The organism is Amycolatopsis roodepoortensis (assembly GCF_024628825.1).
Taxonomy (GTDB): Bacteria; Actinomycetota; Actinomycetes; order Mycobacteriales; family Pseudonocardiaceae; genus Amycolatopsis; species Amycolatopsis roodepoortensis.
Map to the genome: position 1 here is coordinate 7,896,582 of NZ_CP102415.1, position 22,789 is coordinate 7,919,370.

A 22,789-nucleotide genomic window follows, 5' to 3' on the forward strand; every position below is an offset into this window, starting at 1 on the left:
ACTAGAGCTTCACCGGGTAGACGGGTTCCGGCACCTCGGGCTTGATGCGGTTCTCGACGAAGATGCCGTGCCACAGCATGAACACCAGCAGCGCCCACAGCTGACGGCTGCGGTCGAGCTGCCCGGCCTTGTGCTCTTCGAGCAGCGCCAGGACGGCCTTCTTGTCGAGCAGCGCGTCGGTCTGCGAGTCCGAGATGATGCCCTTGGCCCAGTCGTACATCTCGTTGCGCAGCCACAGCCGGATCGGCACCGGGAAGCCCAGCTTGCGCCGGTTCAGCACGTGTCCCGGGATGATCTTCGCCAGCGCCTGGCGCAGCGCGTACTTCGTGGTGCCGTGCGCGAGCTTCTGGTCGAGCGGGATGGTCGAGGCGACCTTGAACACCTCGGCGTCGAGGAACGGCACGCGCAGTTCCAGCGAGTTCGCCATGGTCACCTTGTCGGCCTTGACCAGGATGTCGCCGCGCAGCCAGGTGTAGAGGTCGACGTGCTGCATCCGCGCGACCGGGTCCCAGTTCTCGGAGATCTTGTACCAGGGCGCGGTGACGTCCTTGAAACCGATCCCCTCCTCGTACGTGCGCAGCACCTTGCGGAGCTGGTCGTCGCGGAAGTTGCGCGCATTGCCGTAGTAGCGGTCCTCCAGCGGCAGCGCCCCGCGCCGCAGCAGGTCCTTGCCACGGGTGCCCTCCGGGATCTTCGTGGAGACCTTGCCGATGATCTTCCGCATCCCGCCGGGGATCTTCTCGAACGGCGCGAGGGAGATCGGCTCGTTGTAGATCGTGTAGCCGCAGAAGAGCTCGTCGGCGCCTTCGCCGGACAGCACCGCCTTGACGTGCTTGCGCGCTTCGCGGGCGATGAACCACAGCGGCACGAGCGCCGGGTCGGCCACCGGGTCGTCGAGGTACCAGACGATGAGCGGCAGCGCCTCCATCATCTCGTCCGCCGACACCGTGCGGACCACGTGCTTCACGCCGATCGCGGCGGCCGATTCGGCGGCGACGTCGACCTCGGAGTAGCCCTCGCGCTCGAATCCGGTGGTGAACGCGATCAGGTTCGGGTTGTGCTCCTTGGCCAGCGTCGCGGTCGCGGTGGAGTCGATACCGCCGGAGAGGAACGCGCCGACCGTGACGTCCGGGTCGGAGATCATGTGCTTGCCGACCGAGTCGCGCATCACATCGGCGATGCGCTCGTACAGCTCGTCGGCCTCGGCCTGGCTGTTGACCGGCTTGGCGTTGAACTGCGGGTGGAAGTAGCGCGTGAACTCGACGTCGCCGCCGGGGACGACCCGGAACGACGTGCCGGACTCGACCCGGCGGACGCCGGTGTGCATCGACTCGGGCTCCGGCACGTACTGCAGCACCAGGTAGTGCTGCAGGGCCGTCTTGTCCAGCTCGTCCTTGACCCCGAGCACGCTCGAAAGCTCCAGCAGGCTCTTCTTCTCGCTGGAGAAGGCGACCTTGCCGGGGCCGGCGGAGTAGAACAGCGGTTTGATGCCGAACGGGTCGCGCGCGCCGAAGACGACCTTCTCCTGGGAGTCCCAGATCATGAAGGCGAACATCCCGCGCAGCTTCTTCACCGCGTCGTCGCCGAGGTAGTGGTACGCCGCGACGATCGCCTCGCCGTCACCCTCTGTGGCGAATTTCGCACCGTGCTCGGCGGCCAGCTCGTCGCGCAGCTCTTTGTAGTTGTAGATCTCGCCGTTGAAGTTCAGCGTGTAGCGCTCGGGGGCCTCCGGCGGACCCCAGATCAGCGGCTGGTGGGCGTGGTCGACGTCGATGAAGGCCAGCCGGTTGAAGCCGTAGACCACCTCGGCGTCGGCCCAGGTGTCGTGCTCGTCGGGGCCGCGGTGCCGCTGGCAGCGCATGGCCGCGTCGACGGCGTCACGGGCGCTCGCAGCGTCGGCTTCGGTCGAACAGATCAGTCCAAGCAGGCCGCACACGTCTAGTTCACACACCTCTTGTTGGCCGAGCGGGGAGAAGGGCCCAGTATGCCGGTGGGTGTGTACACCCGGATGTGGTGGGGGATACGCGTGTTGTGGTCACCCCTTGGTCAGCGCGGCGCCGCAACTCGGCTAGGCTCCGCCTGTCACGAAGATCGGTCGAGGAGGCTCTGGGTGAAAGGGCAAGGCGCAGTGGGAAATCCAGAGCGCACCCCAGTAAAGCGGTCTGGTCGCGTCGTCGCGCTCGCCGTGCTGGTGATGCTGACTGCGACGGGCTGTTCCGGGGAAGAGATCCTCCGCTTCGGCTGGCCTGCCGGGGTGACCCCGCAGTCGCACGACATGCGCACGCTGTGGACGTGGACCGTCATCGCCGCACTGGTCGTCGGCGCCATCGTCTGGGCGCTGATCTTCTGGACCGCGATCTTCCACCGCAAGAAGAAGACCGCCGACGGCGCGGAGGAGGAACTGCCCCGTCAGTTCCAGTACAACATCCCGCTGGAGATCTTCACGGTCGTCGTCCCGACGATCATGGTCTGCGTGCTGTTCTTCTTCACCGCGACCACCGAGAACCGCGTGCTCGCCGAGACGGAGAACCCGGACGTCACGGTCGACATCGTCGCGTTCCAGTGGAACTGGGAGTTCAAGTACAAGAGCGACTCCAAGAACCACGACGACCCCGAGATCACCACGGTCGGCAGCTCGACCGAGATCCCGCTGCTCGTCCTGCCGACGAACAAGACGATCCAGTACAACCTGCGGTCGGCCGACGTCATCCACTCGTTCTGGGTGCCGGAGTTCCACTTCAAGCGGGACGTCATGCCGGACCCGGAGAAGAACAACCAGGACTTCACCTTCCAGAACTCGATCGACAAGGAAGGGTCGTTCGTCGGCCGCTGCGCCGAACTGTGCGGCACCTACCACTCGGGGATGAACTTCGAGGTCAGGGCGCTCTCGCCGGACAAGTACGCGCAGTACATCCAGCTCCGCGGCACGGTGAACCCGAAGAGCGGCAAGCCGAACACCGCCTCCGAGGCGCTGACGGCGATGAACTGCGGCGAGCTGTGCTCGCCCTACGCCGTCACCACCACCCCGTTCAACACCGACCGCACCGCGCGGGTCGCGTCCAACTGACCCGGCTGTTCGAGCCCGAAACAGGAGTGAGGCAACGTCCATGAAGGTCGAAGGACGGATTTTCTTCCTCGTCGCGGTCTTCTCCGTCGTCGTGGCGGGTATCTACGCGTACATGACCGGAACGATGACCCGGGACGGCGTCGAGCCGGTCGGTGTGGTGGCCCTGATCCTCACCGGTGGCCTGGCCTTCCTGGCCGGGAGCTACCTGCAGTTCGTGGCGCGGCGCATCGAGCCGCGGCCGGAGGACCGGGAAGACGCCGAGATCAGCGACGGCGCCGGTGAGCTGGGCTTCTTCAGCCCCGGCAGCTACTGGCCGGTCGGTCTCGCGGCGGCCGCCGCGCTGACCGGTGTCGCGCTCGCGTTCTTCCACGTCTGGCTGCTGATCATCGCGCTGGGCCTGGTGATCGTCGCCATCGGCGGGCTGGTGTTCGAGTACCACACGGGCCCGAACCACGAGTGACGTCTTGACGCCGAACGGCGCCCCGCTCCCTGTGGAGCCGGGCGCCGTTTTCGCATTCAGAGACCCAGAGTCCCTCAAGTTCCCCTCATCCGCCCCCGGCACCACACCCTTGAGCCCGAAGTACGTGAAGGCCCCCTTCATTGCGCTAGACGCAATGAAGGGGGCCTTCACGTACTTCCGAAACGGCACTCACGACCCGCTGGCCCGAGTGGCCACCGCCGTCTCAAGCGCCGGCGCGGGCTTGGGTGCTCGTTTCGGGGCCAGCGCGGCTGCTAGGACGGCCAGCATCCCGAGGCCTTCCGGCCACGTCGGCCGGTGCCCGTAGGCGAGGACGTCCACCACCACCGCGACCACCGGATAGACGTAGGACAGCAGCGCCACCGTCGTGGTCGGCAGCTTGCCGATGCTCGCGTACATCAGGACGTACATCAGCGCGGTGTGCACGGTTCCCAGCAGGATCAGCCACAGCAGGCCCGAGGTGTCCGTGGGCAGCGGAGTGACGAGCAGGGCGGGTGCGAGCACGATCGTGCCGGTCACCAGCTGGACGGCCGCCAGGACGTGCGGGCGGACGTGCTTGAGCTGCTTCGCGACGAAGGAAGCGCCGGCGTACAGCGCGGCCGCGCCAAGGGCGAGCGCGATCCCTTCCAGGCGGACGGGCTTCCCGTCGGCGCCGTGCGCGGAAAGCGAGATGAGCGTCACCCCGCCGAACGCGATCAGTGCCCGGACCAGCTGGCTCTTCGTCATCTTCTCGCCGAGGAACGCCGCCGCGAGACCGACCAGCATGAGCGGTTGCGTGTGGTACACGACGGTGCTGACCCCGATCGACGACAGCGAGTACGAGGCGAACAGCAGGACCCAGTTCCCGACCAGGAACAGCCCGCCGAGGACGGCGAGCAGCAGGTCGCGGCGGCTGAGCGTCCACGGGCGGAGCCAGCCCCGGGCCGCGCTCCACACCAGGAGCAGCAGGCCGCCGACGAGGCTCCTCGCGAACGCAACGGCGGGCGCCTCGGCGCCGCTTTCGAGGACGACGGCGCCGATCGTGCCGGAGAGTGCCATCGCGGCGGTCCACTGCAACACGGGGTTGTTCTTGTTCATGGCGACCACTTTCGCTGTCGTGTCCGCGTTCAACCAGTGTCAGAGATGACAGCGACCGCAAAACTTGTGACACACTGCCGGGATGGATGTGAAGAAGGTCGCGGTGGTGCTCGCCGACCAGGTCTCGCCGTTCGAACTCGGCGTCGCGTGCGAGGTCTTCGGCACCGATCGCAGCGCCGACGGAATCGAGGGCTGGGACTTCGCGGTCTGCTCGCCCGGCGGTGAGAACGTCTTGAGCTGGTCCGGCTTCGGGCTGGATGGCCTGGAGAGCCTGGACTTCGCGGCGTCGGCGGACCTGCTGATCGTGCCGACCTGCGCGCCACGCAGCGCGAGCCCACCGGAGCCCGTGCTCGAAGTCCTGCGTGACGCGGCGAGCCGGGGCGCCTGGGTCGCGGGTTTCTGCGCGGGTGTCTTCTCCCTTGGGTACGCGGGGCTGCTCGACGGGCGCAACTGCACCGTGCACTGGGTCTACGAGCAGGAGTTCCGGTCGCGTTTCCCGACGGCGAAGGTCGACCCGAAGGCGTTGTACGTCGACGACGGCGGCGTCCTCACGAGCGCGGGAACCGTCGCCGCCGTCGACCTGTGCCTGCACCTGGTGCGGGAATTGCGCGGTGTCGCGGCGGCCACCACGCTGGCCAGGCGGATGGTCGCGGCGCCGCATCGGGTCGGTGGTCAGGCGCAGTTCGTGCAGGCGCCGGTACCCGAGACCGCCGCGCCGGACGACACCGTGCTCGCCGAAGCGCTCGAATGGATCGAACGTCGCCTCGACCAGCCGTTCACCGTCGCGGAACTCGCCAGGCGCAGCGGCTTGGGGGAGCGCACGTTCCTGCGCCGGTTCTCGGCGGCCACCGGGACGACGCCGCACCGATGGCTCACCGAACGCCGTCTCGACCGCGCGCAGTCCTTGCTCGAAGAAGGCCGTCTGTCCATTGAGGACATAGCTGTCGCCTGTGGTTACGCGTCCGCCGCGGCGCTGCGGCATCAGTTCGGCAAGCTGCGCGGGACCAGCCCGAGTGCTTACCGCAGAACGTTTTCCGCCGGCTAGAGCTCCTGCCCCACGGTGACATGGACGTGGTCGGGGACCTCGTCGTGCCGGTCGCCGACGGTGAGCGTGCCGGTCGGCTCGAACAGCAGCAGCGAGGCACCGTCCACTGAGGACGGTTTGTGGAAGGTGCCGCGCGGGACGACGAACACGGAGCCGCGGGGGAGGGTGACGACCCGTTCGCCCGTGTCCTCGCGCAACGCGATGTCGAGTGTGCCGTCGAGGACGAGGAAGAACTCGTCGGTGTTCTCGTGGACGTGCCAGACGTGCTCGCCCGCGACCTTGGCGAGGCGGACGTCGTAATCGTTGACGTTGGCGACGATCCGCGGGCTCCAGATCTCGTCGAAGCCGGCCAGCGCGGTGTCCAGATCGATCGGTTGCTTGCTCATGATCCGATCCTGGCCGCTGGACCACCGGAGCGGTGAGTGCTAGGAACCGCATATGTCGCATGATTCCTCGCACAAGGTCGCCGTCCTGGTCGACGAAGGATCCAATCCCTTCGAAATGGGCGTCGCGACCGAGCTGTTCGGCCTGCGGCGGCCGGAGCTGGGCAGGCCCTGGTACGGCTTCACCCTGTGCGCCGCCGAGCCGTCCGTGCGTATGCACCTGGGCATGTTCACGCTCACCGGGGTCGCCGGGCTCGAAGCCGTGGAGGCCGCGGACACGGTGATCGTGCCCAACCGGCCCGATCCGGAGACCCCGGCCAAGGCGTCGGTGCTGAGGGCCGTTCGCGCCGCGTCCGAGCGGGGTGCCCGGTTGGTGAGCTTCTGCACCGGCGCCTTCACCCTCGCGCAGGCCGGTGTCCTGGACGGACGGCGCGCGACGACCCATTGGAAGTGGGCGGGGCTCTTCCGCGAGCTGTATCCCGAAGTACTGCTGGAGCCCGACGTCCTCTTCGTCGACGACGGCGACGTCCTGACCGCGGCGGGCAGCGCGGCCGCGCTCGATCTGGGGCTGCACCTGATCAGCCGTGACCACGGCGCCGAGATCGCCAACGCGGTGAGCAGGCGGCTGGTGTTCGCCGGACATCGCGACGGCGGCCAGCGGCAGTTCGTCGAGCGTCCGCTGCCGCCGGTGCCGGACACCTCGCTGGCTCCGGTGCTCGCCTGGGCGCGGGAACGGCTCGACCGTCCGCTCACCGTCGCCGACCTCGCCGCGCGGGCGGCGGCGAGCCAGGCGACGCTGCACCGGCGGTTCCGCGCCGAACTGGGGACGACGCCGCTGGCGTGGCTGACCACGGAGCGGATCGCGCTGGCGTGCCGGCTGATCGAGCGCGGGGAGCAGCGGCTGGACCTGGTGGCGCGGGCGTCGGGGTTCGGTACCGCCGCGAACCTGCGTACGCAGCTGCGGCGGGCCACGGGGCTGACGCCTACGGCTTACCGGGCGCGCTTCAGCACCGCCTCGTGAGTGGTCAGGACGGTTAGGGGGCCAAGGGTGTCTTAGGTACCTACTGAAGGTGGCGACCAGACGGACTACACGATCGCCGCCTCGGCCTCAGCAACACCAACAGCCCCAGCAGTCACCGCGGCCGCGCGTGAAGGCCCCCTTCCCTCGGCTCAGCCGAGGAAACTCGACCTTCACACCTCCCCCAGTACATGAAGGCCCCCTTCCTTGCGCCTAGGTACAGGAAGGGGGCCTTCATGTACTGGGGGGGTGAGTGGTGGGCAGAGTCTCGTGAGTGGTCAGGCGAAGGCGATCCACCGGTTCAGCAGGTCGGCCGCCGCACCCGAGTCGATGGCCGACGCCGCCCGCGCGAACCCGGCCGCCAGATCGTCTTCCAGCGACCCCGAGAACCCGGTGAAAGCCGCCAGCGCGGCCGCCGAGTTGAGCAGCACCGCGTCCCGGACCGGCCCGGTCTTCCCGGCCATCACCTGACGGAACACCTCGGCGTTGTGCGCCGCGTCGCCACCGCGCAGGTCCTCCGCGGTCACCCGGGGGAGGTCCAGCGACGCGGGATCGAAGCTCCGCTCGGTGATCTCGCCGCCGGAGACCACCCACACCGAACTCGTGGTCGTGGTCGTGAGCTCGTCCAGCCCGTCGTCGCCGCGTACGAGCAGCACGGTCATGCCGCGCCGCGCGAACACCTCGGCCAGCACACGGGTCTTGTCCTCGTACGCGCAGCCGATCAGCGAACTGCGCGGCTGCGCCGGGTTGGTCAGCGGGCCGAGCAGGTTGAACGTCGTCGGCACGCCGAGCTCGCCGCGGGTCGGCCCGGCGTGACGCAGGGCGGGATGGAACTTCGGCGCGAAGCAGAAGCCGATGCCCAGTTCGTTCACGCTGCGCTGGACCGTCTCTGGCGGCAGGTCGATGGTGACGCCCAGCTCCTCCAGCACGTCGGCCGCGCCGGACTTCGACGAAGCGCTCCGGTTGCCGTGCTTGGCCACCGGCGCGCCCGCGGCGGCCGTCACCACCGTGGCCATGGTGGAGATGTTGACCGAATTGGACCGGTCGCCGCCGGTGCCGACGATGTCGACCGACGGCCTGTCGATCGTCACCCGCCTGGCGTGCGCCAGCATGGCGTCGGCCATCCCGGAGATCTCCGCCGGTGTCTCACCCTTCGCGCGCAGCGCGACGGCGAACCCGGCGATCTGGGAGGGCGTCGCCGCCCCGCTCATGATCTGGTCCATCGCCCACGCGGTGTCCTCTTCGGACAGGTCCGCACGCGCGATGAGCTGGTTGAGCAGGGACGGCCAGGTCTTGGCTGCCGAGCCCATCGGCTCAGCCGTGCACGGCCGGCACCCGCCGGGCGCGCAGCACGTCGGCGACGGTTTCGGCGGCGGTCAGCGGGTCGAGCGGGTGGACCAGCACCGCGTCGGCCTGCGACCAGGTCGCGAGCCAGCGGTCGTCCTTGCGCCGCACCGACACCACGATCGGCGGGCAGTTCTCGATCTCGTTCTTCAGCTGACGGGTCAGCCCGATGCCACCGGTCGGCTGCGCCTCGCCGTCGAGGATGGCGAGGTCCACGTTGCCCGCGTCCATCTCGACGAGGACCTCGGAGATGCCGGACGCCTCGGTGTAGTCCACCCGGCCGAGGTCGGCGGCGGGCCTGCGGCCGACGGCGTTGATGATCGCCTCGCGCACCTCCGCCTTGTGGCTGAACACCAGGATCCGCATCGCCTGCTCGCCCATGAGCGCGCCTCCGCCTCGTCTAGTCATGTCGACCCCGCGATGTTATCCGCCATGACCGACATCACGTGGACCACCCGACGGCTGGAGCGCGTCCCAGCCCAGCGAATCCCCGCCGAGCCGCTGCGCGAGGCCCGCCATCCGTGACCGTTCCTGCGCGCAATGCAGCGCGTCGAGGGTCTGCACCCGCACCGCGTGCGCGAGGGCGAAATCGCCTTCGGGATCCTGTTCTCGCAGCTCCCAGCCGTCCTGGGCGAGGATCGAGGCCGCCTCCGCCACCTTTTCGGGCGGCAGCTTCAAGTGATGGCGCAGGATCGCGGGCGCTTCGGCGACCCAAGCGGGTGATCTGGCCAACGCCGAGGAATCCGCCTCGGCGGGGTCGAAGGCCTCCACGACGATCTCCACGCCGGGCGTGTCGACCGTCAGGCCTGGAAGCTTCGGCTTCTTGACCAGGTCACGAAGCCGATCTAGTAAACCCATGAGTAGCCCTGTTCCCACTTTCGTTCAGATGTGACCCGACACGCACGCGACCCGCCGTGGACCCACCCGGCGGGCCCCGTGCGTGAGAGGACATAATGCGACGCGTGACAACGGCAGCTCCCACCATCAGCCAGCGGGTCCACTCGCTGAACCGGCCGAACATGGTCAGTGTCGGCACCATCGTGTGGCTGTCCAGCGAACTGATGTTCTTCGCCGGACTGTTCGCCATGTTCTTCACCGTGAAGGCGCAGAACGCGTCCGGCCAATGGCCGCCGCCGCTGCACGGTGAGCCCTTCCACCTGAACATCGCGCTGGCGATCCCGTTCACCGTGATCCTCGTGGCGTCGTCGTTCACCTGCCAGTTCGGTGTGTTCGCCGCCGAAAAGGGTGACGTGTTCGGCCTCCGCCGCTGGTACATCATCACGTTGATCATGGGCGCGATCTTCGTGGGTGGCCAGGCTTACGAGTACCTGAACCTGATCCACGAGGGGCTGACCATCCCGTCCGGCGCGTACGGCACGGTCTTCTACCTCGCGACCGGGTTCCACGGCCTGCACGTCATCGGCGGGCTCATCGCGTTCGTGTACTTGCTCATCCGCACCAAGCTGAGCAAGTTCACCCCGGCTCAGGCCACCTCGGCGATCGTCGTGTCGTACTACTGGCACTTCGTCGACATCGTGTGGGTGGGCCTGTTCGCGGTGATCTACATCCTTCCGTGAACGAAGCCGCCACCACGACCTATCGGCCTGAACTGACAGCAAGGGTTGCCGCAAGATGACCTCCAGCAAGAACAACACGGAGCGCCGCTTCCGCAAGCGGTCGAAGGCACGCAGGCGGTTCGCCGGCGCGCTGGCGCTCGGGATCGCGCTGCTGAGCGTGGGCGGGTTGTACGCCGTTTTCGCCCCGGAGCCGCAGACCGCGCAGGCGCAGGGCGAATCCGCCCTCCTGCGCGAGGGCGAGAAGCTCTACAACAACACGTGTATCGAATGTCACGGGCCGAAGCTCGAAGGTGTCACCGACCGTGGCCCGAGCCTCATCGGCATCGGCGACGCGGCCGTGTACTTCCAGACCTCCACCGGCCGTATGCCGGCGGTCCGCCAGGAAGCCCAGGCGCAGCGGAAGCCGCCGAAGCTGACCGAGGCCGAGATCAACGCGCTGGGTGCCTACATCCAGGCCAACGGCGGCGGCGCGCAGCGTCCCGCCGAGAAGGGTGACGCGCTGCGCGGCGAGGACGTCGCGCGCGGCAGCGAGCTCTTCCGCCTCAACTGCGCCTCCTGCCACGGCTTCACCGGCCGCGGTGGCGCGCTGTCCTCGGGCAAGTTCGCCCCGAACCTGGACCCGGCCACGGAAGAGCAGATCTACACCGCGATGCTCACCGGGCCGCAGAACATGCCCAAGTTCTCCGACCGGCAGCTGTCGCCGGAGGAGAAGAAGGACATCATCGCGTTCGTGAAGTCCGTGAGTCACGGGAACAACTCACCCGGCGGTAACTCGCTCGGCGGTCTTGGCCCGGCCTCGGAGGGCGCGATCGCGTGGATCGTCGGGATCGCCGCGCTGATCGGCGTGACGTTGTGGATTGGATCGAAGGCATGAGCGCCGAAGGGCCGAAGCCGCCGACAGAGGCGGAGTTGGCGGACATGGATCGCGACCAGCTGGTCAAGCTGGGTACCGCGCTCGACGGGGTCGAGATCGTCGAATACCCGACGCCTTGGCCGGTCGAGGGGACGAAGGCGGAGAAGCGCGCCGAGCGCTCCGTCGCCCTCTGGTTCGTGCTGGCCGCGCTGTCCGGCCTCGCGTTCGTGGTCCTCATCGCGTGGCCGCACTGGTTCGAGTACAAGGAGCCGGGCACGCACGGCTACACCCAGTACACGCTGTACACGCCGCTGCTCGGGGTCACCCTCGGGCTGGCCGTGCTCAGCCTCGGTATCGGTGTGATCCTCTACACCAAGAAGTTCATCCCGGCCGAGGTCGCGGTCCAGGAGCGCGGGGACGGCGGCTCCAAGGAGGTCGACAAGGCCACCATCGTCGCCCAGCTCGCCGACTCGGGCAGCCGCAGCACCATCGCGCGCCGCTCGATGATCAAGCGCTCCGCGGGTGCCGGCGCCGGTGTGCTCGGCCTCGCCGTCGCGGCGCTGCCGGTCGCGTCCTTCATCAAGGACCCGTGGAAGGACACCGAGAACCGCGACTCGCTGTGGCACTCGGGCTGGAAGAAGAACTTCCCGGAAGAGAAGGTCTACCTGCGCCGCAACACCGGCCGTCCGCACGAGATCTCCCTGGTCAAGGCCGAGGACCTCGACGCGGGCGCGATGGAGACGGTGTTCCCGTACCGCGAGTCCGAGAAGGATGACGAGCACGCCCTGTCGGCCGCCTTCAAGCGCGTCGACAACCCGGTCATGCTGATCCGTCTCCGCCCGACCGACGCCGCCAAGGTCGTCAAGCGTCAGGGCCAGGAGGACTACAACTTCGGCGACTACTACGCGTACACGAAGATCTGCAGCCACGTCGGCTGCCCGACCTCCCTGTACGAGCAGCGGACCAACCGCATCCTCTGCCCCTGCCACCAGTCGCAGTTCGACGCGCTCCACTACGCCAAGCCGATTTTCGGTCCGGCGACGAGGCCGTTGGCCCAGCTTCCGATTACAGTGGACTCTGAGGGCTACCTGATCGCGCGCGGAGACTTCAACGAGGCCGTCGGACCGGCCTTTTGGGAGCGTAAGTCATGAGTTCACTCACCACCCCGACGAAGGGGACGAACCCGGTCGAGAAGGCCGCGGGCGCTGGTGCGAAGTGGGCCGACGACCGGTATCACCTGGCCAAGGGCATGCGGCACCAGCTCAACAAGGTGTTCCCGACGCACTGGTCGTTCCTGCTCGGCGAGATCGCGCTCTACAGCTTCATCATCCTGTTGCTGTCGGGTGTCTATCTCACGCTGTTCTTCGACCCCTCCATGGAGGAGGTCGTCTACAACGGCAGCTACACCGGTCTGCAGGGCGTCGAGATGTCGCGGGCCTTCGCGACCACGCTGGACATCTCGTTCGACGTCCGCGGCGGTCTGTTCGTCCGCCAGCTGCACCACTGGGCCGCGCTGATCTTCGTGGCATCGATGATGGTGCACATGTTCCGGATCTTCTTCACCGGCGCGTTCCGTCGCCCGCGTGAGGCGAACTGGGTCATCGGCGCGCTGCTGCTGGTCCTGGGCATGTTCGAGGGCTTCTTCGGCTACTCGCTCCCGGACGACCTGCTCTCCGGTACCGGTATCCGCGCGACCCTGTCGGGCATCGTGCTCTCGGTGCCGGTCATGGGCACCTGGATCCACTGGGCGCTGTTCGGCGGGGAGTTCCCCGGCAACGAGATCATCCCGCGCCTGTACACGATCCACATCCTGCTGCTGCCGGGCATCATGCTCGGCCTGGTGGCAGCGCACCTCGCGCTCGTCTGGTACCAGAAGCACACGCAGTTCCCGGGCGTGCGCCGCAAGGAGACCAACGTCGTCGGCGTCCGCATCATGCCGGTCTTCGCGCTCAAGGGCGGTGCGTTCTTCGCGCTGGTCACCGGTGTCATCGCGCTGATGTCGGGCCTCTTCCAGATCAACCCGATCTGGAACATCGGCCCGTACAACGCGGCGCAGGTCTCGGCGGGTTCGCAGCCGGACTGGTACATGGCCTGGGCCGACGGCATGCTGCGGATCTGGCCCGCATGGGAGCTCTACCTCGGGAACTACACGGTCCCGGCGGTGTTCTTCCCCGGCGCGATCGGGATGCCGCTGCTGATCGGGTTGCTGCTGATGTATCCCTGGATCGAGCGAAAGCTGTCCAAGGACACCGCGCACCACAACCTGCTGCAGCGTCCGCGCGACGTCCCGGTCCGGACCTCGCTGGGCATCATGGCCCTGACGTTCTTCGCGGTCATCATGCTCTCGGGCTTCAACGACATCATCGCGTTCGCCTTCGACATCTCGCTGAACGCGACGACGTGGGCGGGCCGGATCGGTGTCCTGCTGGCGCCGCCGATCGCGTACTACATCACCTACCGGATCTGCCTCGGCCTCCAGCGGGCCGACCGCGAGGTGCTGGAGCACGGCGTCGAAACCGGCATCATCAAGCGCCTGCCGCACGGTGAGTTCATCGAGATCCACCAGCCGCTCGGCCCGGTGGACGACCACGGCCACGCGATCCCGCTCGAATACCAGGGCGCGTCGGTGCCGAAGAAGATGAACAAGCTCGGCTCGGCCGGGCACGCCGTCGCCGGTTCGACCTGGTCCCCGGACCCGGTCGAGGAGACGATCGCGCTGGAGCGCGCCCGGTCCAACGGGCACGGCAACGGCAAGGTCGACGACATCGGTGGCGAGCCCTCCGAGGAGCGCAAGGAGATCACCTCCGGGCACTAGCCCGGGAGACGCGCGTGAAGGCCCCCTTCCCTCGGCTCAGCCGAGGGAAGGGGGCCTTCACGCGCTACAAGGGAAGAAGCTCAGGCGCCTTCGACGCCGATGTCGAACGCGGACTCGCTGTCGGCCTTCGAGTAGGAGCGGAACGCGATATGCGTGACCGTGCTCAGCACGCCGGGGACCTTGCCGATCTTCGCCGGGATCAGATCCGCGAGGTCCTCGTGGGCCGCGACGCGGACCGAGGCGATCAGATCGACATCGCCCGCACAGGAATAGACCTCGCGGACACCGTCGATGTCCGCGATCGCCTGTGCCGCCTCGGGGATGGCATCGGCTTCGACCTGGATCAGCACGATCGCCGTGATCAAAGGGTCCTCCTACGTCGGTGAATCCGGTGCCGGAATCCTAGCCCGCCACTCGTTCCAGCGCCGTCGCGCTCGCCGCCAGGTCGAGCCATTCCTGCCAGCCGCCCGCGGCGGCGGGCTCCGCCCAGGGATGCGTCGTGCGCACGAGCCGGACGCCAGGGCGGGTCAGCCAGCGCAGCAGGATGCCGATCTCCTCCGGGATCGCGCCGAAGAGCGGGCCGGGCCCCGGGATCACCGTCTCCGCGGACGCCACGAGCATCTCGACGACGGGCATCGGCGGCACGCCGCGCCGGGCGACCCCCGCCGACGCGAGCCTGCCGTGCCGGATCACCGCCAGTTCCCAGCCGCCGTTGCCGTCCGGCCCGGCGGCGATCAGCTCCGGGATACCCGCCAGCGCCGACTGCCGATGCGCCCGGCCGACCGCGCGGATCAGGCCGGCCAGCTGATCGCGATGCTGAGCGGCCTGTTCGTAGTGCTCCGCCGCGGACAACCGCGCCAGCTGATCGGCGGCGGCCCGCAGCGGACGGCCGTCCGTCCCGGCGATGAGCCCGGACACCGCCAGCACGCTCGGCCGGTACGCCTCGACCGTCTGCTTCCCGGCGCACGGAGCCCCGCAGCGCCCGAGCTCGGCGAGGACACAGGGCGTCCCGTTCGGCGCCGTCGCCGAGATGCGCTGGGTGCACGTCCGCAGGCCCGAGGCGCCGGCGAGGGTGTCCGCGGCGGTCCGGGCGTCGGTCTGGGTGCGAAAGGGCCCCAGCATCCCGTCTCGCGGCATGCGGACCACCGACAGGCGGGGGAACGCCTCCTCGGTCAGCGCGACCCACCAGGCGTGCCGTGGGTTCTTGGAACGGCGGTTGTACATCGGGCGGTGGGCGGCGATCAGCCGCAGCTCCCGGACGGCGGCCTCCAGCGCGTGCGCGCATTCGACCGCGTCGACCCGTTCGGCCAGCGCGACCATCTCCCTGATCCGGCCCCGGCTTTCCGAACCGGTGAAGTACTGCCGCACCCGGCGCCGCAGATCGGACGACGTCCCGACGTAGAGGACCTCGTCGCTCGGGCCGCGGAACAGGTAGACGCCGGGCCTCGACGGCAGATGCTCGGCCAGCGAACGTTTGCGGCGCTGGGCGGCGGTCACCTCGGGCAGATAGTCCAGCAGCTCCTCGAGGGTGTGGACGCCGAGGTTGCCCACTCGTTCCAGCAGGGCGTGCAGGACGTCGACGGTGGCGCGCGCGTCCGCGAGCGCGCGGTGGTTCGGCGTGGTGCGCGCGCCGAACAACGCGGCCAGCGCGGAAAGGCGGTAGCTGGGCGTCTCGTCGCGGGAGATGACCCGGCGGGCGAGCCGCACCGTGCAGACGACGGCCGTCTTCGGCCAGTGGTAGCCGTGGCCTTCGCAGGCCGCCCGCATGAAGCCGGTGTCGAAGGCGGCGTTGTGCGCGACGAGCACGGCGCCGGAGATGAACTCGAGGAACGCGGGGAGCACGCGCTCGATGCGGGGAGCGTCGTAGACCATCGCGCCGGTGATACCGGTGAGCTCGACGATCTGCGGCGGGATCGGCATCCCAGGATTGACGAAGGTGGCGAATTCGCCGACGACCTCGCCGGCGCGGATCTTGACCGCGCCGATCTCGGTGATCCCGTCCGGACCGGGTTTCGTCCCCGTGGTCTCCAGGTCGAATACGACGAAAGTGATGTCCCGCAAAGGAGTTCCCAGCTCGTCGAAGGCGAGTTGCGCCGCGCCGGGCCGCCGTCCGGTGTCCATGGTCGGGCACAGTAGGGGCGGGCACCGACAATCCTGGGGCGTCCCATCCAGCGCGCCCCGAGGGGATGGGGCCTACGCTGGAGCGATGCAACCGCAGCCCGCAGTGCCCGAAACGCCCGAGGACGCCACCGGCGGTCCCTCGGGTGTCGTGGCGTCCGCGGGCGCGCAGGAGACCTCCGAAGAGGTGCCCGCCGAAGGCTGGACGTCCTTGCCGGAGACCGTACGGGAGCGGATCGCCGAGCTGGCGGCCGCCGCCGTGGGCAAACTGCCGTCCGCCGACGTGCCGAGGCAGCTGCGCCCGGTCGCGAAGTTCGCCCCGGCGAAACGCGCGAAACTCGGCGGGACGGCGTTGCTGGCCGCGTTGGGGGAGTCTTCGCAGTTCCGCGTCGCGGTCACCGAATGGCTGCGCGATCACCGCAAGGACGCCCTCGACCCGAACGCCCCCGATTCCGTCGCCGCCGCGGCCGCCGCCGTGCTCCTCGGCGAGGCGGGCGCGGCCGGACGGGTCCGGCTGGTGGCGAAGAACGCCGAGGAGACGGCGTTGCGCGCCGAACGCGACGCCGCGCTGGCTCGCAACCAGCGGCTGGAGGCCGAGCTGGCCCAGCTGCGCGAAGAGTTGCGTGAGGCCAAGGAGATCGCCAGTGGCGCGCGGGGAGAACGCGACGCCGAGGTCGAGAAGCTGTTGAAACGCTTGCGGGAACAAGGTGTCCAGTTGCGCCAGGCGAAGGACGCCGTCGCCGAGGCGCACGCTCAGCTGGAGAGCGGCGGCGCCGAGAGGGCTGAGGAGATCAAGGCGCTGAAGGCCCAGCTGGACCGAGAGCGGCAGCGTGTCGCGGCAGAGCGGGCGCGGGCCGAGAAGGCCGTCACGGACGCTGAGATCGCCCGTCAGTCCGCGCGCGAGGCGCGTCAGGCCGACGAGGTCAGGCTCGGGCTGTTGCTGGACACGATCGAAGGCGCCGTCGGCGGGCTGCGCCGGGAACTTTCGGTGAGCGCGCGGGGGCAGCGGCCCGCGGACATGGTCCGCGGCGCGACGTCGGGGATCGGGGCGGGCGGCAAGATCCAGGACGTCACCGGGCTCGACCGGCATCTCGCGCTGCCCAACGTGCACCTGATCGTCGACGGCTACAACGTCACGAAGACCGGATATCCGGAGCTGGCGCTTTCCGACCAGCGCGACCGGCTGATCCACCAGCTTTCCGCGCTCGCCGCGCGGACTTCGGCCGAGGTCACCGTGGTGTTCGACGGCGCCGGAGTGCTCTCCGTGCCCGCGGCGGTGCCGCGCGGGGTGCGGGTGCTGTTCTCCGAACGCGGCGTCCTCGCGGACGACGTCATCCGGTCCCTGGTCGCGGCGGAGCCGCCAGGGCGGCCGATGGTGGTCGCGAGCACGGACCGGGCGGTGGCGGATTCGGTGCGGCGCAAGGGCGCGCACCCGGTGCCGTCGGCGGTGCTGGTTTCACGGCTGAGCCGGGTCTAGATCTGGCGACACGCGTGATCGAAGCCGTAACTCGCGTGACTGGAGACGTAACTCGCGTGATTGAAGGCGTACCTGGTCCAAACACGCGAGTTACGCCTCTGATCACGTGAGTTACGGCTGGACGCACGTGCCGTCCCGGTGGGCTCACGAGGCCGAAACTGTCGGTGGTCGCTCTTAATGTGCACCTCACCACTGAAAGTGAGGAGTTCGAGATGCACGACAAGGCCATCGCCGACATAGCCGACATAGAGACGCTCGTCATCGATTGCGACCGGTGCGCGGTCCGCGGTGACGCATGTCATGACTGTGTCGTCAGCGTCCTTCTCGGCGCCCCGCCGTCGGTCGAATGGGACGCCGACGAACGAAAAGCGGTCGACGCGCTCGCGGAAGCGGGGATGATCCCGCGCCTTCGGATGGTCGCGATCGTGGAGCAGGAGCGCCGGAAAACCGCCTGAGACACGCCACTACCGGGGCATTCGGCGAGTGGTCGATCCGATCGGGTGAACGGTAGGTAGTCGCGACAGGTCCCAGGATGTAACGCCCGTCACATGTTTCCGCTCATGCTGGTCCGAAGGTGTTTCGGCGCATCACGCAGAGTTTTTGCGCCTGCCATGGTGGACGTCGTGCCCGTGGTTTCGTAACCTGTCCGAGATCTCGTGGCCGGAAGTCGTCGCCAGACGACGACACGGGATCGCCACCGAGGCAGCTTTGTCGGGGAGTTGCATCAGAACCAGCCGTGCGCCAAACCTGTTGCGATAGCTCTCGGCCAGGCGCAAGGCGGGAACGCGGGGAACCGCGCGGGCCTCACGGCCGGCGTCGCGGCTTCGCGGAAGAGGGCCCCCGACCTCTTCGTCCCGGGTTCCGAGTCGGTGGCCGACAGCAAAGGAGACACGCGCGACCGTGCAGTCGCATCCAGTGAAGCGCGTGGTGTCAGGAGCTTTGGCCGCGGCCGCGGTGATCACCGCGGTGACCGTCGTCCAGGCCCCGGCCACTGCCGCCCCAGGCCCCGCCCTCCAACAGCCCCCGTCCGGCTCGGACGCGCTCGCCAAGTACCGCGACCTCGCGGCACAGGCCGAGAAGGCGAACGAAGACCTCCTCAAGGCGAAGGACGACCTCGCCGCGAAGCAGAGCGAGCTCGACAAGGCGACCGCCGACGCCGCCGCCGCGAAGGAACTCGGCGTCAAGGCGGCCGGTGACGAGAAGACGTTCCAGGCCGAGGTGAACCGGTTCGCCGGTGCCTCCTTCACCAGCGGTGTGCAGCTGAACAAGCTGTCGTCGCTGCTGTCGGGCGCTTCGACCCAGGACTTCCTGGAGCGCTCCTCGGCGCTCGAGGTCCTCGCCGCGAACAAGAACACGGCTCTGAACAACCTGAGCGGTGCCGTCGCCCAGGCCGCGGCCGCCGCCAAGCAGGCGGCGGACGCGCAGAACGCGGCCACCGCCGCCCGTGACACGGCCGCCAAGCTGACCACGGACATCGAGGCGCGGCAGAAGACGCTGAACGACCAGCTCGCGGAGATCCAGCGCGCGAGCAACAACCTCAGCGCCTCGGATCGCAACGCTCAGAAGGACAAGGGCGGCGCGTTCCCCAACGTGCCCGCTCCGGGTCCCGCCGCGGCGACCGCACTGGCGGCCGCGAAGAGCAAGCTCGGCAGCCCGTACGGCTGGGGCGACACAGGGCCGTCGTCGTTCGACTGCTCGGGTCTGATGCTCTGGGCGTACAAGCAGGCCGGGCTCACCCTGCCGCGGTCGAGCCGTCAGCAGTCGACCTTCGGCGCCGCTGTGCAGCGTTCGCAGCTTCAGCCGGGCGACCTGGTGTTCTACAACTCGCCGGTCTCGCACGTCGGCATGTACGTCGGCAACGGCATGATGGTGCACGCGCCGACCACCGGTGACGTCGTCAAGGTGTCGCCGCTGCAGAACAACTACGTCGGCGCCCGTCGCCCGACGGCCTGACGAACGACCGGAACGGGGCGGTACCGCGCAGGCGGTGCCGCCCCTTTCGCATGCGGAGGGCCAAGTAGCCTGCAAGGGTGCTGAGGACCCTGCTGGTGACCAACGACTTCCCGCCCCGGCCAGGCGGTATCCAGAACTACCTGAACTCGCTGGCCACCCGCCTCCCCGCGGACGACCTGGTCGTCTACGCGCCGTCCTGGGAATCGAGCACCGGCTCGCACGGCGAGTTCGACGCCGCCGCCCCGTTCGAGGTGGTGCGCCATCCGACGTCGCTGATGCTGCCGACCCCGGACGTGCTCAAACGGGCCAAGGAGATCATGCGTGCCCGCGACTGCGAGGCCGTCTGGTTCGGCGCCGCGGCGCCGCTGGCGCTGCTGGGTCATCCGCTGCGGTCCGCGGGCGCCCGCCGGGTCCTGGCGTCCACGCACGGCCACGAGGTCGGCTGGTCGATGCTGCCGGGCTCCCGGCAGGCGTTGCGGCGCATCGGCGACACCGTCGACGTGATCACCTACGTCAGCAAGTACACGCGCTCCCGGTTCTCGGCCGCTTTCGGCCCGATGGCGGGGCTGGAGATGCTCCCGTGCGGCGTGGACACCGCGCTCTATCACCCGGATCCGGCCGCGGGCAAGGAGATCCGCGAGCGCCACGGGCTCGGCGACCGTCCGACGATCGTCTGCGTTTCGCGGCTGGTCCCGCGTAAGGGCCAGGACATGCTGATCAAGATCCTGCCCGAGCTCCGCAAGCGGATCCCGGACGTGGCGCTGCTGCTCGTCGGCGGCGGCCCGTACCGCAAGACGCTCACCGGGCTCGTCGAGGCGATGGGCGTCGAAGACAGCGTCGTCATCACCGGATCGGTGCCGTGGAAGGAGCTGCCCGCGCACTACAACGCGGGTGACGTCTTCGCGATGCCCGCGCGGACGCGCGGGAAGGGGCTCGACGTCGAAGGCCTCGGCATCGTGTACCTGGAGGCTTCGGCGACCGGGCTGCCGGTCGTCGCCGGGAATTCCGGTGGCGCGCCGGAAACGGTGCTGGACGAGGTCACCGGGCACGTCGTCGACGGCCGTGACGAGCAGCAGCTGCGGGAGACGCTGGCCGCGTTGCTGGCGGATCCGGTGCGGGCGCGGCGGATGGGGGCCGCCGGCCGGGACTGGGTCGGCGAGAACTGGCGCTGGGACACCATGGCGGGCAGGCTTTCCGGGCTGCTCGACGGTGACCCCGTCGCGGCGGTGCGCTGAGGGGTCAGGGTTCGTAGCGCGCCGGATGCTTCGGATCGTCGACGCGGATGACCACGTCGGACAGCGCCGACGGGTCGACCTCCTGTTCGTAGCGTTCGTAGGCGGGCAGCGCCCATTCCTCGGGCACTCGCCGCTTGAGCGCGGCCGGCGAGAGCCACAGGTGCACGCTCAGGTCGAACGCGAGCCCCGCACCGAAGAGGAATTCACCGTCCAGCAGGACGACGCCGCCTTCGGGCAGGCTGACCCGTTCGGCCCGCGTGGCGCGATCGCGGACCGGATCCCACAGCGACGGGAGGACCAGCCCGCTGCCGTCCTCGGCTATCGGGTCCAGCACCTCCCGGCGCAGGGCGCCGAGGTCGAGCCAGTCGGTGTAGCGCGAATCCGGGTCTTCCTTGCCGCGTTCGAAGCGCAGCGAGGCCGGCCTGAGGAAGTCGTTCGCCGAGACCCGCACCACCGCGTGACCGGCGACCCGCAGGGGATCGACCAGGGCGTCCGCGAGTTCTGTGGTGTTGGTCGCACCGGACGCGCCGTCGATGGCGACCGCGATCCGGCGGCGGCCCGTGATCGCCGTGATGCGCTGGGTCAGTTCGGAGACCAGCAGAGCGGGAGAAATCGGACGGTAGCGCACAGACAGAGATCCTCCACCCGGACCGGTGACTGTCGCACGGTACACCCGATGGGATGATGGCCCGGTGGTGAAAGCAACGGCCAAAACAGCCGGAAGTGGTTGGCAGGTAGGCGTTTCCCAGACGGTGCCGTACACCAGCACCCAGGTGTGGGACTTCCTGGTCGGACGCGAGGGTGTCGGGATCTGGCTCGGCCCCGGCGCCGAGCTCGGCACCGAGCTGGGCGCGGCGTACGAGACGGCGAACGGGACGACCGGCGAGATCCGCGGCCGCTCCGAGGGCGACAAGCTCCGCCTGACCTGGCGGCCGAAGGATTGGGATCACGATTCGACCCTGCAGATCACGGTGAGCGGAACCGAGCAGAAGACCACGTTCCGCTTCCACCAGGAGTGGCTCGCGGGCGCCGACGAGCGTGAGGAACAGCGGGCATACTGGACCGAGGTGACCGAGCGAGTGGTGGCCGCGCTGGCCGAACGCTGACCGGCGCGCCGGGGGAGGCGTACCGATGGGGGAACCGAAGAAGCTGGACTGGGATCTCGTCCACGATCCACACCGGGTTTCGGCACTGCTGCGCGAAGAGGGCCCTGCCCGCAAGGTCCGGCTGCCGCGCGGTCTGAACGTCTGGATCGTCACCGGATACGCCGAGGCCCGCGCGGTCCTCGCGGATTCCCGCGTCGGCAAGGATCCGGCGGCCATCCGGCGGCTCTTCGAACGCGACGGCTTCGAGTCGGCGGCCGACAACGCCGTACGCGCGCTCGGCGCGCACATGCTCAACTCGGACCCGCCGGACCACACCCGGCTGCGCAAACTGGTCAACCAGGCCTTCACCTCGCGCACGGTTTCCCGGCTGCGGCCGAGGATCGAGCAGATCACCACGGAACTGCTGGACGGCATCGGCGACACCGAGCGCGTGGACCTGTTGCCCGCCTTCGCCGTCCCGTTGCCGATCCGGGTGATCTGCGAACTGCTCGGCGTCCACGCGGGTGACCAGCCGGCGTTCGCGACCTGGTCGAACACGATGGTCGCCTGGTCGACGCCGGAGGAACTCCAGGCCGCGGCGGCGAAGATGCACGCGTACCTCGTCGACCTCATCGAGGAGAAGCGCGCCGAACCCGCCGAAGACCTGCTTTCGGGCCTGATCCACGCCAGCGACGAAGGTGATTCGCTCTCCGCCGAGGAACTGCTGGCCATGGCGTTCCTGCTGCTGGTGGCGGGGTTCGAGACGACGGTCAACCTGATCGCGAACAGCGTCTTGGCGCTGCTCCGGGAGCCGGAACAGCTGGCCGCGCTCCGTGCCGACCCCGCCCTGCTGCCCGGCGCGATCGAGGAGTTCCTGCGCTACGACGGCGCGATCCACCTGGCGACCATCCGGTTCACCAAGGAACCCGTCCCGGTCGGTGACGTCGAGATCCCGGCTGGCGAGTTCGTGCTCGTCTCCCTGCTCGGCGCGAACCGCGACGCCGGGCGGTTCGAGGACCCGCATCGGCTGGACGTCACACGGTCGGCGACCGGGCATCTCGCGTTCGGGCACGGCATCCACTACTGCGTCGGCGCCCCGCTGGCCCGGCTGGAGGCGGAGATCGCGTTGCGCGGACTGCTGGAGAGGTTCCCGGCGCTGAGCCTCGACGCCGAGCCGGAAACCTTGCGGTGGCGGGAAAGCACCCTCGTCCACGGCCTGGAAACCCTCCCTGTGCGCCTGCGCTGAGGAGAGGGTGTCGTAGGG

The 22,789-nt window shown here is 69.0% G+C and carries 23 protein-coding genes; 14 read left to right on the forward strand and 9 right to left on the reverse strand.

Annotation, left to right across the window (positions count from 1 at the left end; all coding sequences use genetic code 11):
* Window position 1: 1 nt before the first annotated feature.
* Window positions 2-1,936 (reverse strand): asparagine synthase (glutamine-hydrolyzing), encoded by a 1,935-nt coding sequence (asnB, locus tag NQK81_RS38040; protein WP_257485328.1) that lies wholly within the window; start codon window positions 1,934-1,936, stop codon window positions 2-4.
* A 192-nt stretch (window positions 1,937-2,128) separates the two neighbouring features.
* On the opposite strand from asnB, the gene ctaC reads away from it, so the two are divergent.
* Together ctaC and NQK81_RS38050 are read left to right on the forward strand one after the other, a co-directional pair.
* A complete protein-coding gene (ctaC, locus tag NQK81_RS38045) occupies window positions 2,129-3,067 on the forward strand; it encodes an aa3-type cytochrome oxidase subunit II (protein WP_371878829.1) in 939 nt (312 codons plus the stop codon).
* Window positions 3,068-3,107: 40 nt separating this feature from the next.
* Window positions 3,108-3,527, forward strand: coding sequence for a cytochrome c oxidase subunit 4 (locus tag NQK81_RS38050; protein ID WP_126733782.1), 420 nt, complete (start codon window positions 3,108-3,110; stop codon window positions 3,525-3,527).
* A 189-nt stretch (window positions 3,528-3,716) separates the two neighbouring features.
* Here NQK81_RS38050 and NQK81_RS38055 read toward each other — a convergent pair whose 3' ends face one another.
* Window positions 3,717-4,622, reverse strand: coding sequence for a DMT family transporter (locus tag NQK81_RS38055; protein WP_257485330.1), 906 nt, complete (start codon window positions 4,620-4,622; stop codon window positions 3,717-3,719).
* 82 nt (window positions 4,623-4,704) lie between these two features.
* Between NQK81_RS38055 and NQK81_RS38060 the strand changes: the two genes are divergently transcribed.
* Window positions 4,705-5,667, forward strand: coding sequence for a GlxA family transcriptional regulator (locus NQK81_RS38060; RefSeq protein ID WP_257485331.1), 963 nt, complete (start codon window positions 4,705-4,707; stop codon window positions 5,665-5,667).
* Here the strand turns inward: NQK81_RS38060 and NQK81_RS38065 are convergent.
* Window positions 5,664-6,053, reverse strand: a complete 390-nt coding sequence (locus NQK81_RS38065) for a cupin domain-containing protein (RefSeq protein ID WP_257485332.1) — start codon at window positions 6,051-6,053, stop codon at window positions 5,664-5,666. The two genes, NQK81_RS38060 and NQK81_RS38065, sit on opposite strands and share 4 nt — an antisense overlap.
* A gap of 52 nt (window positions 6,054-6,105) precedes the next feature.
* On the opposite strand from NQK81_RS38065, the gene NQK81_RS38070 reads away from it, so the two are divergent.
* Window positions 6,106-7,071, forward strand: a complete 966-nt coding sequence (locus tag NQK81_RS38070) for a helix-turn-helix domain-containing protein (protein ID WP_257485333.1) — start codon at window positions 6,106-6,108, stop codon at window positions 7,069-7,071.
* A gap of 275 nt (window positions 7,072-7,346) precedes the next feature.
* Here NQK81_RS38070 and trpD read toward each other — a convergent pair whose 3' ends face one another.
* The 3 genes from trpD to NQK81_RS38085 are packed head-to-tail and all read right to left on the reverse strand — an operon-like array spanning window position 7,347 to window position 9,270.
* Window positions 7,347-8,378, reverse strand: coding sequence for an anthranilate phosphoribosyltransferase (gene trpD / locus NQK81_RS38075; RefSeq protein ID WP_126733778.1), 1,032 nt, complete (start codon window positions 8,376-8,378; stop codon window positions 7,347-7,349).
* A 4-nt stretch (window positions 8,379-8,382) separates the two neighbouring features.
* Window positions 8,383-8,793 (reverse strand): hypothetical protein, encoded by a 411-nt coding sequence (locus tag NQK81_RS38080; RefSeq protein WP_257489924.1) that lies wholly within the window; start codon window positions 8,791-8,793, stop codon window positions 8,383-8,385.
* A 42-nt stretch (window positions 8,794-8,835) separates the two neighbouring features.
* The gene (locus NQK81_RS38085) at window positions 8,836-9,270 is read right to left on the reverse strand and encodes a hypothetical protein (RefSeq protein ID WP_257485334.1); all 435 of its coding nucleotides are present in this window, start codon (window positions 9,268-9,270) and stop codon (window positions 8,836-8,838) included.
* A 95-nt stretch (window positions 9,271-9,365) separates the two neighbouring features.
* On the opposite strand from NQK81_RS38085, the gene ctaE reads away from it, so the two are divergent.
* Genes ctaE through qcrB form a run of 4 tightly spaced genes read left to right on the forward strand, consistent with a single transcriptional unit; the run spans window position 9,366 to window position 13,657 of the window.
* Window positions 9,366-9,989 carry an aa3-type cytochrome oxidase subunit III gene (gene ctaE, locus NQK81_RS38090; protein WP_091599208.1) on the forward strand — a complete coding sequence of 208 codons (624 nt, stop codon included), beginning with the start codon at window positions 9,366-9,368 and terminating at the stop codon, window positions 9,987-9,989.
* Window positions 9,990-10,044: 55 nt separating this feature from the next.
* The gene (gene qcrC / locus NQK81_RS38095) at window positions 10,045-10,863 is read left to right on the forward strand and encodes a cytochrome bc1 complex diheme cytochrome c subunit (protein ID WP_126733776.1); all 819 of its coding nucleotides are present in this window, start codon (window positions 10,045-10,047) and stop codon (window positions 10,861-10,863) included.
* Entirely contained in the window at window positions 10,860-11,993 is a 1,134-nt protein-coding gene (gene qcrA / locus NQK81_RS38100) for a cytochrome bc1 complex Rieske iron-sulfur subunit (protein ID WP_126733775.1), read from the forward strand. The genes qcrC and qcrA overlap by 4 nt, the downstream gene beginning before the upstream one ends.
* Window positions 11,990-13,657, forward strand: coding sequence for a cytochrome bc1 complex cytochrome b subunit (gene qcrB, locus NQK81_RS38105; protein ID WP_126733774.1), 1,668 nt, complete (start codon window positions 11,990-11,992; stop codon window positions 13,655-13,657). Before qcrA ends, qcrB begins: the two co-directional genes overlap by 4 nt.
* Window positions 13,658-13,737: 80 nt before the next feature.
* Here qcrB and NQK81_RS38110 read toward each other — a convergent pair whose 3' ends face one another.
* Together NQK81_RS38110 and NQK81_RS38115 are read right to left on the reverse strand one after the other, a co-directional pair.
* A complete protein-coding gene (locus tag NQK81_RS38110) occupies window positions 13,738-14,022 on the reverse strand; it encodes an Lrp/AsnC family transcriptional regulator (RefSeq protein ID WP_126733773.1) in 285 nt (94 codons plus the stop codon).
* Between the two features lie 37 nt (window positions 14,023-14,059).
* Window positions 14,060-15,778, reverse strand: coding sequence for a DEDD exonuclease domain-containing protein (locus NQK81_RS38115; RefSeq protein WP_257485335.1), 1,719 nt, complete (start codon window positions 15,776-15,778; stop codon window positions 14,060-14,062).
* 85 nt (window positions 15,779-15,863) lie between these two features.
* Between NQK81_RS38115 and NQK81_RS38120 the strand changes: the two genes are divergently transcribed.
* The 4 genes from NQK81_RS38120 to NQK81_RS38135 all read left to right on the forward strand — a co-directional run bounded on the left by NQK81_RS38120 (window position 15,864) and on the right by NQK81_RS38135 (window position 20,440).
* Window positions 15,864-17,252, forward strand: coding sequence for an NYN domain-containing protein (locus NQK81_RS38120; RefSeq protein ID WP_257485336.1), 1,389 nt, complete (start codon window positions 15,864-15,866; stop codon window positions 17,250-17,252).
* Window positions 17,253-17,464: 212 nt separating this feature from the next.
* Window positions 17,465-17,707: a hypothetical protein gene (locus NQK81_RS38125; RefSeq protein WP_257485337.1), complete on the forward strand. Its 243-nt coding sequence runs from the start codon at window positions 17,465-17,467 to the stop codon at window positions 17,705-17,707.
* Window positions 17,708-18,152: 445 nt separating this feature from the next.
* Window positions 18,153-19,205, forward strand: coding sequence for a C40 family peptidase (locus NQK81_RS38130; RefSeq protein WP_185927155.1), 1,053 nt, complete (start codon window positions 18,153-18,155; stop codon window positions 19,203-19,205).
* Window positions 19,206-19,282: 77 nt separating this feature from the next.
* Entirely contained in the window at window positions 19,283-20,440 is a 1,158-nt protein-coding gene (locus tag NQK81_RS38135; RefSeq protein WP_257485338.1) for a glycosyltransferase family 4 protein, read from the forward strand.
* A 4-nt stretch (window positions 20,441-20,444) separates the two neighbouring features.
* On the opposite strand, the gene NQK81_RS38140 is transcribed toward NQK81_RS38135, so the two are convergent.
* Window positions 20,445-21,068 (reverse strand): nucleoside/nucleotide kinase family protein, encoded by a 624-nt coding sequence (locus tag NQK81_RS38140; RefSeq protein WP_257485339.1) that lies wholly within the window; start codon window positions 21,066-21,068, stop codon window positions 20,445-20,447.
* Between the two features lie 124 nt (window positions 21,069-21,192).
* Here NQK81_RS38140 and NQK81_RS38145 point away from each other — a divergent pair, with 124 nt between their 5' ends.
* Together NQK81_RS38145 and NQK81_RS38150 are read left to right on the forward strand one after the other, a co-directional pair.
* Entirely contained in the window at window positions 21,193-21,546 is a 354-nt protein-coding gene (locus tag NQK81_RS38145; protein WP_257485340.1) for an SRPBCC domain-containing protein, read from the forward strand.
* 25 nt (window positions 21,547-21,571) lie between these two features.
* The gene (locus tag NQK81_RS38150; RefSeq protein WP_257485341.1) at window positions 21,572-22,771 is read left to right on the forward strand and encodes a cytochrome P450 family protein; all 1,200 of its coding nucleotides are present in this window, start codon (window positions 21,572-21,574) and stop codon (window positions 22,769-22,771) included.
* Window positions 22,772-22,789: the final 18 nt, after the last annotated feature.

What these genes read in the sequence shown, in the direction of transcription:
- NQK81_RS38065 (WP_257485332.1), bottom strand. Translation starts at nt 6,053, where the DNA reads ATGAGCAAGCAACCGATCGATCTGGACACCGCGCTGGCCGGCTTCGAC.
- NQK81_RS38060 (WP_257485331.1), top strand. Translation starts at nt 4,705, where the DNA reads ATGGATGTGAAGAAGGTCGCGGTGGTGCTCGCCGACCAGGTCTCGCCG.
- trpD (WP_126733778.1), bottom strand. Translation starts at nt 8,378, where the DNA reads ATGGGCTCGGCAGCCAAGACCTGGCCGTCCCTGCTCAACCAGCTCATC.
- NQK81_RS38120 (WP_257485336.1), top strand. Translation starts at nt 15,864, where the DNA reads ATGCAACCGCAGCCCGCAGTGCCCGAAACGCCCGAGGACGCCACCGGC.
- NQK81_RS38055 (WP_257485330.1), bottom strand. Translation starts at nt 4,622, where the DNA reads ATGAACAAGAACAACCCCGTGTTGCAGTGGACCGCCGCGATGGCACTC.
- NQK81_RS38085 (WP_257485334.1), bottom strand. Translation starts at nt 9,270, where the DNA reads ATGGGTTTACTAGATCGGCTTCGTGACCTGGTCAAGAAGCCGAAGCTT.
- NQK81_RS38150 (WP_257485341.1), top strand. Translation starts at nt 21,572, where the DNA reads ATGGGGGAACCGAAGAAGCTGGACTGGGATCTCGTCCACGATCCACAC.
- qcrA (WP_126733775.1), top strand. Translation starts at nt 10,860, where the DNA reads ATGAGCGCCGAAGGGCCGAAGCCGCCGACAGAGGCGGAGTTGGCGGAC.
- qcrC (WP_126733776.1), top strand. Translation starts at nt 10,045, where the DNA reads ATGACCTCCAGCAAGAACAACACGGAGCGCCGCTTCCGCAAGCGGTCG.
- ctaE (WP_091599208.1), top strand. Translation starts at nt 9,366, where the DNA reads ATGCGACGCGTGACAACGGCAGCTCCCACCATCAGCCAGCGGGTCCAC.
- NQK81_RS38115 (WP_257485335.1), bottom strand. Translation starts at nt 15,778, where the DNA reads ATGGACACCGGACGGCGGCCCGGCGCGGCGCAACTCGCCTTCGACGAG.
- qcrB (WP_126733774.1), top strand. Translation starts at nt 11,990, where the DNA reads ATGAGTTCACTCACCACCCCGACGAAGGGGACGAACCCGGTCGAGAAG.
- NQK81_RS38125 (WP_257485337.1), top strand. Translation starts at nt 17,465, where the DNA reads ATGCACGACAAGGCCATCGCCGACATAGCCGACATAGAGACGCTCGTC.
- NQK81_RS38070 (WP_257485333.1), top strand. Translation starts at nt 6,106, where the DNA reads ATGTCGCATGATTCCTCGCACAAGGTCGCCGTCCTGGTCGACGAAGGA.
- NQK81_RS38080 (WP_257489924.1), bottom strand. Translation starts at nt 8,793, where the DNA reads ATGGGCGAGCAGGCGATGCGGATCCTGGTGTTCAGCCACAAGGCGGAG.
- NQK81_RS38050 (WP_126733782.1), top strand. Translation starts at nt 3,108, where the DNA reads ATGAAGGTCGAAGGACGGATTTTCTTCCTCGTCGCGGTCTTCTCCGTC.